Source organism: Curtobacterium sp. P97 (assembly GCF_023712445.1).
Lineage (GTDB): Bacteria > Actinomycetota > Actinomycetes > Actinomycetales > Microbacteriaceae > Curtobacterium.
Genome location: NZ_JAMAYF010000003.1, coordinates 229,302 through 243,193 on the forward strand (window position 1 = coordinate 229,302; position 13,892 = coordinate 243,193).

11 protein-coding genes are annotated in these 13,892 nt (G+C 68.8%); 3 read left to right on the plus strand and 8 right to left on the minus strand.

What is annotated here, in order from left to right:
• Positions 1-38: 38 nt before the first annotated feature.
• Genes M3677_RS04445 through M3677_RS04455 form a run of 3 tightly spaced genes read right to left on the minus strand, consistent with a single transcriptional unit; the run spans position 39 to position 4,187 of the window.
• Positions 39-2,177 (minus strand): ABC transporter ATP-binding protein, encoded by a 2,139-nt coding sequence (locus M3677_RS04445; protein ID WP_251159883.1) that lies wholly within the window; start codon positions 2,175-2,177, stop codon positions 39-41.
• Positions 2,174-3,202, minus strand: a complete 1,029-nt coding sequence (locus tag M3677_RS04450; RefSeq protein ID WP_251154701.1) for an ABC transporter permease — start codon at positions 3,200-3,202, stop codon at positions 2,174-2,176. The genes M3677_RS04445 and M3677_RS04450 overlap by 4 nt, the downstream gene beginning before the upstream one ends.
• Position 3,203: 1 nt before the next feature.
• Positions 3,204-4,187 (minus strand): ABC transporter permease, encoded by a 984-nt coding sequence (locus tag M3677_RS04455; RefSeq protein WP_251154700.1) that lies wholly within the window; start codon positions 4,185-4,187, stop codon positions 3,204-3,206.
• 144 nt (positions 4,188-4,331) lie between these two features.
• Here M3677_RS04455 and M3677_RS04460 point away from each other — a divergent pair, with 144 nt between their 5' ends.
• The 3 genes from M3677_RS04460 to M3677_RS04470 all read left to right on the plus strand — a co-directional run bounded on the left by M3677_RS04460 (position 4,332) and on the right by M3677_RS04470 (position 7,318).
• Positions 4,332-6,014: an ABC transporter family substrate-binding protein gene (locus M3677_RS04460; RefSeq protein ID WP_251154699.1), complete on the plus strand. Its 1,683-nt coding sequence runs from the start codon at positions 4,332-4,334 to the stop codon at positions 6,012-6,014.
• 69 nt (positions 6,015-6,083) lie between these two features.
• Positions 6,084-6,560 (plus strand): peroxiredoxin, encoded by a 477-nt coding sequence (locus tag M3677_RS04465; protein WP_209683664.1) that lies wholly within the window; start codon positions 6,084-6,086, stop codon positions 6,558-6,560.
• Positions 6,561-6,772: 212 nt separating this feature from the next.
• On the plus strand, positions 6,773-7,318 hold the full coding sequence (locus tag M3677_RS04470; protein WP_158407732.1) for a PH domain-containing protein: 546 nt from the start codon (positions 6,773-6,775) through the stop codon (positions 7,316-7,318).
• Positions 7,319-7,492: 174 nt separating this feature from the next.
• Here the strand turns inward: M3677_RS04470 and M3677_RS04475 are convergent, their stop codons facing one another.
• The 5 genes from M3677_RS04475 to M3677_RS04495 all read right to left on the minus strand — a co-directional run bounded on the left by M3677_RS04475 (position 7,493) and on the right by M3677_RS04495 (position 13,542).
• On the minus strand, positions 7,493-7,996 hold the full coding sequence (locus M3677_RS04475) for a PH domain-containing protein (RefSeq protein ID WP_066652794.1): 504 nt from the start codon (positions 7,994-7,996) through the stop codon (positions 7,493-7,495).
• A 62-nt stretch (positions 7,997-8,058) separates the two neighbouring features.
• On the minus strand, positions 8,059-9,801 hold the full coding sequence (locus M3677_RS04480; RefSeq protein ID WP_066652791.1) for an ABC transporter ATP-binding protein: 1,743 nt from the start codon (positions 9,799-9,801) through the stop codon (positions 8,059-8,061).
• The gene (locus tag M3677_RS04485) at positions 9,798-10,748 is read right to left on the minus strand and encodes an ABC transporter permease (protein ID WP_066652788.1); all 951 of its coding nucleotides are present in this window, start codon (positions 10,746-10,748) and stop codon (positions 9,798-9,800) included. Before M3677_RS04485 ends, M3677_RS04480 begins: the two co-directional genes overlap by 4 nt.
• On the minus strand, positions 10,738-11,667 hold the full coding sequence (locus M3677_RS04490) for an ABC transporter permease (RefSeq protein ID WP_066652773.1): 930 nt from the start codon (positions 11,665-11,667) through the stop codon (positions 10,738-10,740). The genes M3677_RS04485 and M3677_RS04490 overlap by 11 nt, the downstream gene beginning before the upstream one ends.
• A gap of 246 nt (positions 11,668-11,913) precedes the next feature.
• On the minus strand, positions 11,914-13,542 hold the full coding sequence (locus tag M3677_RS04495) for an ABC transporter substrate-binding protein (RefSeq protein WP_251159884.1): 1,629 nt from the start codon (positions 13,540-13,542) through the stop codon (positions 11,914-11,916).
• Between the last annotated feature and the right edge of the window lie 350 nt (positions 13,543-13,892).

Here is a 13,892-nt window from a genome sequence, read left to right on the forward strand (position 1 = left end):
GGCACCGACCGGCACCGCGCCTGCCGTCCGTCGGCTGGTCACGCGACCAGCTGCGGCACCTGCTCCGGGTAGTGGCACGCCGCACGGTGGTCGCGCTCCGCGCCGGCGCGCGGCGCCTTCTCGGGCACCTCGTCGCGGCACCGCGCCTGCTGCGCCTCGGGCAGCATCGCGTAGAGCGGGCAGCGCGAGCGGAACCGGCAGCCGGTCGGGCGCTCGGTCGGGCTGGGCGGGTCCCCCGGCAGCAGGATCGTCCGCCGTGCGCGCTCCACGACGGGATCCGGCACCGGGACCGCCGACATGAGCGCAGCCGTGTACGGGTGCATCGGGCGCTCGAAGACCTCGTCGACCGCACCCTCTTCGACGGTGCGGCCCAGGTACATCACGCTCACCCGGTCCGCGACGTGCCGGATCACCGACAGGTCGTGCGACACGAACAGGTACGACAACCCGAGTCGTGCCTTGAGGTCGGCGAGCAGGTTGAGCACCCCAGCCTGGATCGACACGTCGAGCGCGGAGACCGGCTCGTCGAGCACGATGAGCTCCGGCTCGGTCGCGAGCGCCCGAGCGATCGAGATGCGCTGCCGCTGCCCGCCGGAGAACTCGTGCGGGTAGCGGTCGGCCTCGGCGGCACGGAGCCCCACGAGCCCGAGGAGCTCCGGCACCCGCTCGGCGATGCGGTCCGACGAGGCGCCGATGGCCCGGAGCGGTTCGGCGACGACGTCGTACACGGACATGCGCGGGTCGAGGCTCGCTGCGGGGTCCTGGAACACCATCGAGATGCGCTGCCGCAGCTGCTTCGACGCCGTGACCGGCTGTCCGAAGAGCTCGACCGTGCCGTGCTCGGGCCGCTCGAGGTCCATCAGCTGGTGCAGGGTCGTCGACTTGCCGGACCCCGACTCCCCGACCAGCCCGAGCGTCTCGCCCGTGCGGATGTCGAGGTCGACGCCGTCCACCGCGTAGACCTCGCCGACCTTGCGCTTGAACACCGACCCCTTGACGAGCGGGAACGTCTTCGTCAGCCCCTCGACCTGGACGACGGCGGGACGCTGCTCGCGGGCGGCGGGTGTGGTGACCGCGACGCCGGTGTCCGGGATCTCGGGCAGCCGGAAGATCGCGCCGGCGTCGGCGTGGGCCTCGGCGACCTCCTCGTACCGGTGGCAGGCGACCGCGTGCGGCACCGAGGTGTCGACCGGCCCTTCTCCGGGGACACCGGCCGCCACGTCGACCGCGGCGAGCGGCGGTTCCGACCCACGGCAGACGGCCGCGGCGAGCGGGCACCGGTCGGCGAACGGGCAGGCGTCGGGCAGCCCGATGAGCGACGGGGGCGACCCGGGGATCGGCACGAGCGGCTCGCCGCTCGACTCGTCGAGCCGCGGCAGCGCGCCGATGAGGCCGATCGTGTAGGGCATGCGTGGCCGGGCGAACAGCTCGTCCGCGCTCGCCGTCTCGACGATCCGGCCGGCGTACATCACGGCGATGCGGTCGGCGATGCCGGCGATCACCCCGAGGTCGTGGCTGACGAACACCAGGGCGGCACCGGTCTCGCGCTGCGCGGTGCGGAGCACGTCGATGATCTGCGCCTGGATCGTCACGTCCAGTGCCGTGGTCGGTTCGTCGGCCAGGATCACGTCCGGGTCGTTCGCCATGGCCATCGCGATCATCGCGCGCTGCCGCATGCCACCGGAGAACTCGTGCGGGAAGGCGTCCACACGCTGCTCGGCCTGCGGGATGCCGACGAGCTCGAGCAGCTCGATCGCCCGGGCGCGTGCGTCCTGCTTGGAGGCGCCCCGGTGCACGCGGACGGTCTCGGCGATCTGCTCACCGATCGTGTACACGGGCGTGAAGGCGGACAGCGGGTCCTGGAAGACCATCGCCACCTTGGCGCCCCGCAGCTTGCTCAGCTGCCGGTCGCTGCGGCCGAGGAGCTCCTGCCCCTCGAGCGCGATCGACCCCGTGACCTTCGTGGTCTCCGGCAGCAGTCCGAGGATCGCCATGCTCGTGACGGACTTGCCCGAACCGGACTCGCCGACGATGCCGAGGACCTCGCCCCGCCGGAGCTCGAGGTCGACCCCCCGAACGGCGTGCACGACGCCGCGCGGGGTCGGGAACCGGACGTCGAGGTCGCGGACGCGGAGCAGCGGTTCGGTCGTGGTGGTCGTCGTGGTGGTGGTGCTCATGCGCCGGCCCCTGCCTGCGTGGTGATGGTCGCGGCGTCGACCGCGGCCTGGTTCTGGTCGCGCTTCCGACCGCTCCGCTTCTGCTTCTTGCCCGTCGCCGACGTCGGGTCGAGCGCGTCGCGCAGCCCGTCGCCGAGCAGGTTCGCCGCGATGGCGAAGACCACGAGCGCACCGGCCGCGAAGAAGAACAGCCACGGGCTGGTGAGCGCGGCGTCCTGGTTCTGCGCGATGAGCGTGCCCAGCGAGACGTCCGGTGCCTGCACGCCGAAGCCGAAGTAGCTGAGACTCGTCTCGGACAACACCGCGGCGCCGACCTGGATCGTGCCGTCGATGATGAGGAAGGACGCCACGTTCGGCAGGATGTGCCGGACGATGATCCGGAACGGTCCGATGCCCATGTACCGGGCGGCGCGCACGAACTCGCGCTCCTTCACCGACAGCGTCATCGAGCGGACGACCCTGGCGGTGATCATCCAGCCGAAGCCCGCGATGAGGGCGACCAGGACGATCCAGCCCGAGTTCTGGATGCGTGGGCTGATGATCGCGATGATGAGGAACGACGGCAGCACGAGCAGCATGTCGACGAAGAACATCACGATCCGGTCGACCCAGCCGCCGAAGTACCCGGCCGCGGCACCCGTCAGGGCAGCGATCGCCGTCGAGAACACCGCGACGAGCAGGCCGATGAGCAGGCTCTTCTGCATCCCCCGCGCGGTCTGCGCGAAGACGTCCTGCCCGATGCCGTTCGTGCCGAACCAGTGCGTCCCGCTCGGCGGCTGCGAGAACGCGGTGTAGTCAATCTGCGAGTAGCCGTACGGGCTCACGAGCGGCCCGATGAACGCGAAGGCGAAGAGCAGCACGATCACGACGAGGCCGATCCCGGCCCCGCGGTTCATGAAGGTGCGGACGACGGTCTGCACGAAGCGGTTGCGCTGCTTCCCGCCGGGCTTCGGGCTGCCGGGCAACGGTGTGTCGGACCGACCGACGGTCGTGCCGTCGACGGGTTCGATCCGGGTGTCGGTCATGTCAGTTCCTCCGCACGCGGGGATCGAGGACGGCGGTGAGGGTGTCCGCGAGGAACCCGGCGATGAGCACCATCACCGACGCGAACAGCGAGTACGCCGTGACCGCGTTCACGTCGTTGTTGTTCACCGAGTCGATGAACCACGCACCGAGGCCGTTCCACCCGAAGATCTTCTCGGTGAAGATCGCACCGGTCAGGATGCCCAGGAAGCCGTAGGCGAAGAGGGTCGTCATCGGGAGGAGCGCCGTCCGGAGCCCGTGCTTGAACGTCGCCTGCCGTTTCGTCAGGCCCTTCGCGCGCGCGGTCCGCAGGAAGTCCGAACCGAGCACGTCGAGCATCGTCGCCCGCTGGTACCGGCTGTAGATCGCGATGAGCCCGAGTGCGATCGAGATCGTCGGCAGGAGCAGGTGCACGCCGCGGTCGAAGAACAGGTCGATCCAGCTCCCGCTGAGCCCCGGGGTGGCCTCACCGGTGAAGTTGATGAGCTGGGTCCCGGTGTCCTGGTTGAGCTTCGTCGCCCCGATCTTCAGGAACACGGCCGTCAGGAACACCGGTGTCGAGATGAGCACGATCGAGATGATCGCGCTCACCCGGTCCGAGATCCGGTACTGCCGGACGGCGTTCCAGACGCCGAGCAGCACCCCGAGCAGGATGCCGACGATCGTGCCCACCAGCAGCAGGCGGAGACTCACCCCCAGGCGCGGCCAGAACTGGTCGGTCACGGGGCGGTCCTGGATCGTCCGCCCCATGTCTCCCTGCACGACGTCGCCGAGCCAGTGCCCGTACCGCACGACGATCGGCGTCTTGTCGTTGACACCGATGTCGTCGAGCTTCTTGTCGATGGTGGCCGCAGGCGGGGCCGGGTTGCGCTCTGCGTAGACGGATCGGGGGCTGAACGTCGCCGAGGCCAGGAAGTACGTCAGCGAGGTGGCGAGGAACACGAGCACGACGTAGTACACGAGTCGACGCGCCAGGAAGCGGGTCATGCGGAACACCATACGACCCGATTTGTTTCCGGGAGATCACATCCCGCCACTCCCCGCGTAACGAATTGGTGTTTGCAACAGAACGGGTCGACTGCCCCCGCGCGGGGGCCGTATGGTGATCCACAACTTCACGAGGGGAAGACCATGAAGCACAGGAAAGTCCTGGCGTTGACGGCGGCACTCGCCGGCTTCGCTCTCGTCGCCACCGGCTGCTCGAACGGATCCAACGGTGGGTCCGGCAGCGGCTCCGACGACTCGGGCAAGAAGACCCTGCCCACCTCGGCCCAGATCAACGAGCAGCCCGTCTCGGACCTGCAGGACGGCGGCACGCTCCGCCTGCCGATCTCGCAGTGGATCACCCAGTGGAACTACAACCAGGTCGACGGCGCCCTGGTCGACGCCTCCACGATCGAACAGGCGACGATGCCGTTCATCTACGTGATCGACGGCAAGGGCGCCCCGCAGCTCGACACCGACTACGTCTCCAAGGCCGAGGCGACGAGCGACGACCCGCTCACGATCGAGTACGAGATCAACCCGAAGGCGAAGTGGAACGACGGGTCCCCCATCACGTGGAAGGACTTCGAGAACGAGTGGAAGGCCCTGAACGGGACGAACCCGGACTACCTGGTCGGGTCGACCACCGGGTACGAGGACATCGCCTCGGTGACGAAGGGGTCGTCCGACCAGGACGTCAAGGTCGTCTTCGACAAGCCGTTCTCCGACTGGAAGTCGCTCTTCACCCCGCTCTACCCGGCCAGCCAGACCGGAACCCCCGAGCAGTTCAACGAGGCGTACAAGGGCAAGGTCCCGGTCTCCTCGGGCCCGTACAAGGTGTCCGAGCTCGACGAGACCGCCGGCACCGTGACGATCGTCCCCGACGAGAACTGGTGGGGTGACAAGCCGAAGCTCGACCAGGTCATCTTCCGGTCGCTCGACGGCAACGCGGACGTCGACGCCTACCTCAACAAGGAGATCGACTCGGTCCTGACGACGACCTCGGAACGGTTCGACCGCGTCAAGGACGCCAAGAACTCGAAGGTCTACGCCTCGACCTCGGCGCAGTACACGCACGTCGACTTCTCGTCCAAGGGCATCCTCAAGGACAAGCAGCTCCGACTCGCGATCCAGCACGCGGTGAACCGGGAAGCGCTGGCGCAGGTCATCGGCGGGACCCTGCCGTACAAGCTCGGCACGCTCGACAACCACGTCTTCCTGTCGACCGACGACGGCTACGAGGCGAACACCGACCCGAACGGCACCTTCGACGTCGAGAAGGCGAAGAAGATCCTCGACGACGACGGCTGGAAGACCGACGGCCAGTACCGCAAGAAGGGCGGAAAGACGCTCTCGCTGTCCATCACGATCCCGTCGGGTGCGACCTCGTCGCAGAAGCTCTCCGAGGTGATGCAGCAGCAGCTCAAGGACGTCGGCATCGAGCTGAAGCTCAAGTCCGTCGCGGTGGACGACTTCTTCGAGCAGTACGTCACGCCGGGCAACTACGACATGACGATCTTCGTCTGGGGCGGCACCGGTTTCCACTCCAGCAGCGCGTCGATCTACCAAACCGGCGACACCGGTCAGAACTACGGCCGCATCGGTGACGACGCGATCGACAAGCTCATCGCGCAGGCGGTCGCCGAGCCGGACACCGAGAAGGCGAACGCGATCTGGAACAAGGTCGACAAGCAGGTCTGGGCGATCGGCCACTCGATGCCGATCACCGCGAAGCCGGCCCTCGTCGCGCAGAACCCGAAGCTCGCCAACTACGGCGCGTTCGCGGGCGCGCAGAACATCGACTGGACCAAGGTCGGGTTCACGAAGTAGCAGCACGACACCAGGACGGGCCCGGTCGCAGAACGCGACCGGGCCCGTTCCCTGTCCTACTGTGAGGGCATGAGCATCCCCGAGCCGGGCGAGACCGCGCCCGACTTCTCCCTGCCCGGCCTGGTCATCCGGAACGGCGCACGGACGGACGACGAGTACGCCCTGTCGGCGGTCATCGGACGCCCCCTCGTCCTCGCCTTCTACCCCGGCGACGCCACGCCCGTGTGCACGGCCCAGCTCTGCAGCTACCAGGAGGAGCTCGACGAGTTCACCGACCTCGGGGCCGTCGTCTGGGGTGTCAGCCCGCAGGCACTGGATTCGCACGAGGACTTCGCCCGCGGTGCGTCCCTCACCTTCCCGCTGCTGAGCGACACCGGCGGCGACGTCGCGCGGGCCTACGGCGTCCGTGCGCCGGGCATCGGCCTCCGCCGCTCGGTCTTCGTCATCGATGCCGACGGGATCGTCCGCTGGCGCCACGTCGGGCTCGTCGGCCTGCGCTTCCCGAAGGCCGACACCATCCGCGAGCAGGTCGAACGACTCGTCTGACCGCGCGGGACGGACCAGCGTTCCTGAAGATCGGGCACCGGGTGTTGACACCCGGGCGTGACGGTGCTGACCATGGACGGACGAGGTCCGCAACGGACCCGCCTCTCCGGGGAACCGGGTCGTCCGGCGGTACGCGCAGGTGTGTCACACCCGCTCCCGGACGTCCCCGGGGAGGCGCTCTCGACCCCGCCCACTCCCCTACGATGGCCTGGATGAGCACCGTCGTCGCGCCCCGGATGCGCCTGTTCGCCGTCGTCCTGTGGGTCGTCGCGGTCGTGCTGGTGCCGCTCGCGCTCCTGACCGGCGGCAACCCGTTGCTCGTCCCCGTCCCGAGCATCTTCACCGCGTTCATCGCGTGGGCCGTGCTCTGGCGCCCGCGGTTCGAGCTCACGGAGGAGACGCTGACGATCGTCGACGTCCGCCGCACGAGCACCTACCCCTGGCGCCGCGTGCAGGAGGTCCGCACGAAGTACGGCATCGAGGTGGTCACGACCGAGGGCGTCCGCCGCACCTGGCTCGCGACGCGGCCGACCGCCGCGCTCGGGATCCGTCGGCCGGGCGACGGCGCGACGACGGCCGCCGACGTCCGGGAGGTCGCGGACGTCCTCCGCGCGCACGTGCCTGCGCCGGTCGTGCAGGACGGACCGCCGCCGGCGACCGTCGAGGCCGCGACCATCGTCCACCGCGTGCACGGGTGGACGGTCACGGCGATGATCGTGCTCGGTGTCGCCGCGTCGATGGCAGGCGCACAGCTCTAGACGAGCACGCAACGGCCCGGTGGCGCGTGGCGGGACCGCGTCGAGCCTCCGGACCATCCCGTCGGCGGACGGGAGGCGCGCGGCGGGACCGCGCAGAGCCTCCCGGCCATCCCGTCGGCGGACGGGAGGCGCGTGGCGGGACCGCGCAGAGCCTCCCGACCGCCCCGTGGTGCGTCAGACCGCCAGCGCGCCCGCGGAGACCAGCAGCAGGACCGCGACCGCCGCCCCGGTCACGACGGCGGGGCGGTCCCACCCGCGGCGGACGTCGCTGTCGGGTGCCCCGGCCGCGCGGCGTGCGCGCCAGCGCTGGCGGATCGTCCGCAGCTCCTCCGGCTCCTGCGGCACGGACAGCTGCCCACGACGGACCGGACGCGACCCGCGGATCGACGGCCCGCCGCGGCAGGTGACGGAGCGCCCGTCGGCGGTCTGCACCACGATCTGCCAGCGCAGCCGGACGTCGGTGACGGCAGCCCACGGGACGCGGGTGGTGCGCATCGGGTTCACGACCGTGAGCGCGTCGTCGTCGAGCCGCACCGACGGCCGGACGGTGAGCAGCCAGAGCGCCCACACGATCGCGGCGACCGGGCCGACCGCGACCCAGACGACGTCCCAACTCCCCCGTACCGCGGCGTCGGCGAGCAGGAACACCCCCAGGACGACGACGAGGCCGGACGCCACCGCCCCTCCGCGACCTGCGCGGAGGACGACGGGACGTCCGGCCTCGGGGTGGTGCAGCGGGATCAGCGCCCGAACTCGAACCCGGCACCCGGGATCGCGGCGAGCAGGTCCTTCGTGTACTGCTCCTTCGGGTTCGCGAAGACCTCGTCGGTCGTCGCCTTCTCGACGATCTGCCCCTTCCGCATGACGCAGACGTTGTCCGCGACGAGGCGGACGACGGCGAGGTCGTGCGTGATGAAGAGGTACGTCAGGTCGAGCTCGGTCTGCAGCTCGGTGAGCAGGTCGAGGATCTGTCCCTGGACGAGCACGTCGAGCGCCGAGACCGCCTCGTCGAGCACGATGACCTCGGGCTTGAGCGCCAGCGCACGCGCGACCGCGATGCGCTGCCGCTGCCCGCCGGAGAGCTCGTTCGGGTAGCGGTTCACCATCGACTTCGGCAGCGCGACCTGGTCGAGCAGCTCGAGCACGCGGGCCCGGCGGCTCGCCTTGTCGCCCACCTTGTGCGTGGCAAGGGGCTCGGCGATCGTGTTCCCGACGTTGTACATCGGGTCCAGCGAGCCGTACGGGTCCTGGAAGACCGGCTGCACCCGGCGACGGAAGTCGAACAGGTCCTTGCCCTTGAGGGCGCCGATGTCGATGCCGTCGAACGTGACCGAACCACCGCTGATCGACTCGAGCTGCAGCACGAGCTTCGCGACGGTCGACTTGCCCGAGCCCGACTCGCCGACGAGCGCCGTGGTGGTGCCCTTCGGGATCGCGAACGAGACGTCGTCGACGGCCTTGAGCTCGCGGGACTGCAGGTTCTTCCCGCGGAGCTTGTAGACCTTCTGCAGGTTCTTCACCACGATGAGGTCCTGCGCCGGACGGTGCTCGCGCTCCTGGGCGCGAGCGATCAGCTCGTCGTCCTCGCTGCCCGCGTCGGCGATGTCGACCCGGGCGTGCTGCACCTTCGACTGGATGCGACGGCTCGCGAGCGAGGGCGCCGCGGCGACGAGGCGCTGCGTGTACGGGTGCTGCGGGTTGGCCAGGATCTCCTTGGACGGACCCGACTCGACGACCTGGCCCTTGTACATCACGACGAGCTTCTCGGCACGCTCGGCGGCGAGGCCGAGGTCGTGCGTGATGAACAGGACCGAGGTGCCGAAGTCACGGGTCAGCGTCTCGAGGTGGTCGAGGATGATCCGCTGGACGGTGACGTCGAGCGCCGAGGTCGGCTCGTCCGCGATGAGCAGCTGCGGGCGGCTGGACAGACCGATGCCGATGAGCACGCGCTGGCGCATGCCGCCGGAGAACTCGTGCGGGAACTGCTTGAGCCGGGTGGCGGCGTCGCCGAGGCCGGCCTCCTGCAGCACCTCGACCGCGCGGGCGCGGATCGCGTGCTTGCCGGTGGCCATGCCGTTGGCCTTGATCGCCTCCTCGACCTGGAAGCCGATCGACCACAGCGGGTTGAGGTTCGACATCGGGTCCTGCGGGACGTAGCCGATCTCCTTCCCGCGGATGCCGGCCATCTCCTTGTCGGACAGGCCGACGAGCTCACGCCCGTTGAACTTGATCGACCCGCCGGTGACCTCGCCGGTGCCGGCGAGCAGCTTGATGATCGCCTGGGCGCTGGTCGACTTGCCCGAACCGGACTCGCCGACGATCGCCAGACGCTCGCCCTGCTCGAGGGTGAAGTCGACGCCGCGCACGGCCTGCACGAGACCGCTCTGCGTGCGGAACCCGACCTGCAGGCCGGAGACCTCGAGCAGCGGGGCGCCGGAACCGGCCGGACGACGGGTGGTGGGATCGGTGAGCGTCTCGGTCATCGACGGGCCCTCGCCTTCGGGTCGAGCGCGTCGCGGACCACGTCGCCGAGGAGCAGGAACGCGAGCACGGTGATGGACAGGGCGGCGGACGGCCAGAAGATCGTCGACGGGTTGGTGCGGATCGACGTCTGCGCGGTCCCGATGTCGAGGCCCCAGCTGAGCGCCGACGGGGGCAGCCCGATGCCGAGGAACGACAGGGTGGCCTCGGCGACGATGAACGACCCGAGCGACACCGTGGCGATGACGATGACCGGGGCGATCGCGTTCGGGATCACGTGGCGGACGAGCGTGGTGAAGCGGCTGACGCCGAGCGCCGCCGAGGCGGTGACGTAGTCGGACTGCTTCGCACTGAGCACCGCACCGCGCATGATGCGGGCGATCTGCGGCCACGCGAACGCGGCGAGCACGAGGGCCACCGTGATCGCGTTGCGGGCCGGGATGACCGACATGATCACGATCGCACCGAGGATGGTCGGGATCGAGAAGAAGATGTCGCCGATGCGGGAGACGATCGTGTCGAGCCAGCCGCCGTAGAAGCCGGCGAGGGCACCGATGATGATGCCGACGAGCGACACCAGGATCGTGGCCACCAGGCCGACGATGACCGAGCTGCGTGCGCCCCAGATGACACGGGCGTACACGTCGTAGCCCTGGCGGTTGTACCCGAGCGGGTGACCCGGGCGGGCGCCCTCGTCACTGAAGTCGAGGTTCGCCGCGCGCGGGTCCACGTGCGTGAACAGGCCGGGGAAGACCGCGACGACCAGCACGAGCAGGATCAGGACCGAGGAGATCCAGAAGGTCGGGCGGACACGCATGGAGTCCCACGCGTCGGTCCAGGTCGAGCGCGTCTTCTCCGTCTCGTCGACCTGGTCGACGGCCTGGAGCGGCGTCTCCTCGATCGGCGCCACGTAGTGCGTCGCGGAGCGGGGTTCGGCGTTACTTGGCATAGCGGATCCTCGGGTCCAGGACGGCGTAGAGCAGGTCGACCAGGAGGTTGGCGAGCATGAAGATGATGACCATCACGGCGACGAACGACACGACCGTGGGGCCCTCGCCGAGCTTGACGGCGCGGAACACCGTGCCGCCGACACCGTTGATGTTGAAGATGCCCTCGGTCACGACCGCGCCGACCATCAGGTTGCCGATGTCGACACCGAGGTAGGTCACCACGGGGATGAGCGAGTTGCGGAAGATGTGCACCCCGACCACGCGACGACGGGGCAGGCCCTTCGCGGTGGCGGTCCGGACGAAGTCGGCGTTCATGTTCTCGGCGACGCTGGCGCGCGTGAGCCGCACGATGTACGCGAACGACACCGTCGCGAGCACGACGGCCGGGAGCACGAGCTCCGACCACGGTGCCTGACCCGACACGGTCACGCGGAACAGACCGAGCTGGATGCCGAAGACGTACTGCAGCAGGAAGCCGACGACGAAGGTCGGCACCGAGATGAGCAGCAGCGAGACGACGAGCGCGGAGGTGTCGAACCACTTGCCCTTCTTGAGACCCGCGATGACACCGACGACGATGCCCGCGACGGCCTCGAAGAGCAGGGACAGGAGCGCCAGACGCGCGGTGATCGGGAACGCCGACGCGAGCTGCTGCGACACAGGCAGGCCCGAGTAGGTCAGTCCGAGGTCGCCGCGGAAGACGCCACCGATCCACAGGAAGTACTGGACGAGGAACGGCTTGTCCAGGTTGTACTGCTGCCGGAGCTGCTCGATCACCTGCGGCGACGGCTGACGGTCGCCGAACAGCGCGGCGATCGGGTCGCCGGGCAGCGAGAAGACCATGAAGTAGATGAGGAACGTGGCCCCGAAGAAGACGGGGATGAGTTGCAGGAGGCGCTTGCCGAGGTACCAGAGCATCAGATCGCTCGGCCCTGCGCAGCGGCGCGCGTGTCGTTCAGGTTCATGTCGTGAGGGGTGGACGGCTCGCGGGTCGGCACGGGTGTCCGGTGCGGGCGGCGGCGCCCGCGGTGGTGGGGGTTGTGTTGCCGCCGAGGTACGGGGGCCCGGAGACCGTGTGGTCTCCGGACCCCCGTCCGGTGGCCGCGGAGCAGGATACCTGCTCGCGATGTGTCTCCGCGGTGCTCGACCGCGGTGACACCGGTGTTACTTGGTGACCTCGATGTCGTAGTACAGCGGCACGGAGTCCCAACCGAACTTGACGTTCTTCACGTTGTCGGCCGACCAGACGCCGGTCACGTTGGAGTACCACAGCGGGATCTCCGGCAGGTCCTGGAACAGGAGCTCCTGGGCCTGGTCGAAGTACTTGTTGCCCTCTTCGACGGTCGAGGCGGAACGGCCCTTGGCGAGCAGCTCGTTGTACTCGGCCGAGTCGTAGCGCGCGTAGTTGCTGGACGAGCCCTCACCCATGGTCGGGCCGAGGAAGTTGTACAGCGACGGGTAGTCGGCCTGCCAACCGGTGCGGCTACCGCCCGTGAGCTTGTCCTGCGTCTGGGCGTCGAGCGCCTCCTGGAACGTCGGGATCGCCTTGCCCTCGGCCTTGATGTCGAGCGTGTTCGAGATCGAGTTGGTGACCGCGGTCACCCATGCCTCGTGCCCGCCGTCGGCGTTGTAGGCGATGGTGAGCGTCTCGTCGTACGGCGACATCTCGTTGGCCTGCGCCCAGAGCTTCTTCGCCTCGTCCGGGTTGTAGTCGAGGACGTCGGAGCCCTTGAGGTCGCCGTTCCAGCCGCTGATGACCGGGGACGTGAAGTCCTTGGCCGGGGTGCGGGTGCCGTCGAAGATCTTGTCGGTGATCTGCTTGCGGTTGACCGCCATCGACAGGGCCTCGCGACGGAGCTTGCCCTCCTCGCCCTTCCAGTGGTCGAGGTAGTAGGGCAGGTAGAAGCCCTGGAAGATCGCCGCGGCCTGGTTCGCGTTCGAGTCGGGGAAGTCCGACTTGTAGGTCTGGAAGGCGCTGTCCGGGATCGCGTCGAGCACGTCGAGGTTGCCACCCTGCACGTCCGCGTAGGCGGTGTCCTGCGAGGTGTAGAACGTGATCGTCAGACCACCGTTCTTCGGCTTGCGCTTGCCGGCGTAGTCCTCGTTGGTGACGAGCTTGATCGACTGGTTGTGCGTCCACGCACCCTTGCCGTCGAGCTTGTACGGGCCGTTGCCGATCGGGTTCTCGCCGAACGCCTTGGTGTCGTCGTAGAACGCCGAGGGGAGCGGCATGAAGGCCGAGTAACCGAGCGACAGCGGGAAGTCCGACTGCGCCGACTTCAGCGTGACGGTGAACTCGTCGTCGCTCTTGACCTTGAGCCCGGTGAGCTCCGAGTCCTTGTCGGCGTCGTAGCCCTCGATGTTCTCGAAGAAGTAGCTCGCGCCCTGCGCGTTCGACTTCTGGGCAGCCCAGTTCCACGCCTTCGTGAACGACTCGGCCGTGACCTTCTCGCCGTTGGTGAAGGTGTAGCCCGTGTTCAGCGTGATGTCGTAGGTCTTGGAGTCATCGGTGTCGATGCTCTTCGCGACCTCGTTCACCGGCTTGCCGTCGGCGTCGTACGAGACGAGGCCCTCGAAGATCGACGTGATGATCTTGCCGCCACCGGTCTCGGTGGAGTTCGAGGGGATGAGCGGGTTCTGGGGCTCGGAGCCGTTCGTGGTGACGATCCCGGACGCGTTCGTCGAGCCCGAGTCACCGCCGTTGCCGCTTCCGTTGCTGGAGCAGCCGGTCAGGGCGATTGCTGTGGCCCCGAGCACGGCGAGGGCAGAGAGCCCAGCGCGCTTCTTGATCAAGGTTCCTCCTGGTGCATGGGACGCGCCAGGCACAGAGGTGCTGCCGGGCGCGTTTGTCCTTGCACTGTAGGCAGTGCTCGGACCGCCGACCAAACCCTGCGGCCATCGGTTACAAACCGGAAACCAAGTTGCAGGATCGTTGCGGAAGGATGCAAGATTCGGTCGCCCTGACGAGGCGCGAGCGGGTTTGTTGCTTCTGCAACGAAGTTGTTGCACGAGCGCACAGCGATGGGCTAGCCGAGCAGCCCTCGGACGGAGGTGGAGCGCTCCGACATCCCGCTGTCCGGAACCGTCGGCGCACACCCCCTGGCGCACGTGTGCCCTGCCCGGATCTCCGGACAGGGCACACG

What these genes read in the sequence shown, in the direction of transcription:
- M3677_RS04445 (WP_251159883.1), bottom strand. Translation starts at nt 2,177, where the DNA reads ATGAGCACCACCACCACGACGACCACCACGACCGAACCGCTGCTCCGC.
- M3677_RS04450 (WP_251154701.1), bottom strand. Translation starts at nt 3,202, where the DNA reads ATGACCGACACCCGGATCGAACCCGTCGACGGCACGACCGTCGGTCGG.
- M3677_RS04455 (WP_251154700.1), bottom strand. Translation starts at nt 4,187, where the DNA reads ATGACCCGCTTCCTGGCGCGTCGACTCGTGTACTACGTCGTGCTCGTG.
- M3677_RS04460 (WP_251154699.1), top strand. Translation starts at nt 4,332, where the DNA reads ATGAAGCACAGGAAAGTCCTGGCGTTGACGGCGGCACTCGCCGGCTTC.
- M3677_RS04465 (WP_209683664.1), top strand. Translation starts at nt 6,084, where the DNA reads ATGAGCATCCCCGAGCCGGGCGAGACCGCGCCCGACTTCTCCCTGCCC.
- M3677_RS04470 (WP_158407732.1), top strand. Translation starts at nt 6,773, where the DNA reads ATGAGCACCGTCGTCGCGCCCCGGATGCGCCTGTTCGCCGTCGTCCTG.
- M3677_RS04480 (WP_066652791.1), bottom strand. Translation starts at nt 9,801, where the DNA reads ATGACCGAGACGCTCACCGATCCCACCACCCGTCGTCCGGCCGGTTCC.
- M3677_RS04485 (WP_066652788.1), bottom strand. Translation starts at nt 10,748, where the DNA reads ATGCCAAGTAACGCCGAACCCCGCTCCGCGACGCACTACGTGGCGCCG.
- M3677_RS04490 (WP_066652773.1), bottom strand. Translation starts at nt 11,667, where the DNA reads ATGCTCTGGTACCTCGGCAAGCGCCTCCTGCAACTCATCCCCGTCTTC.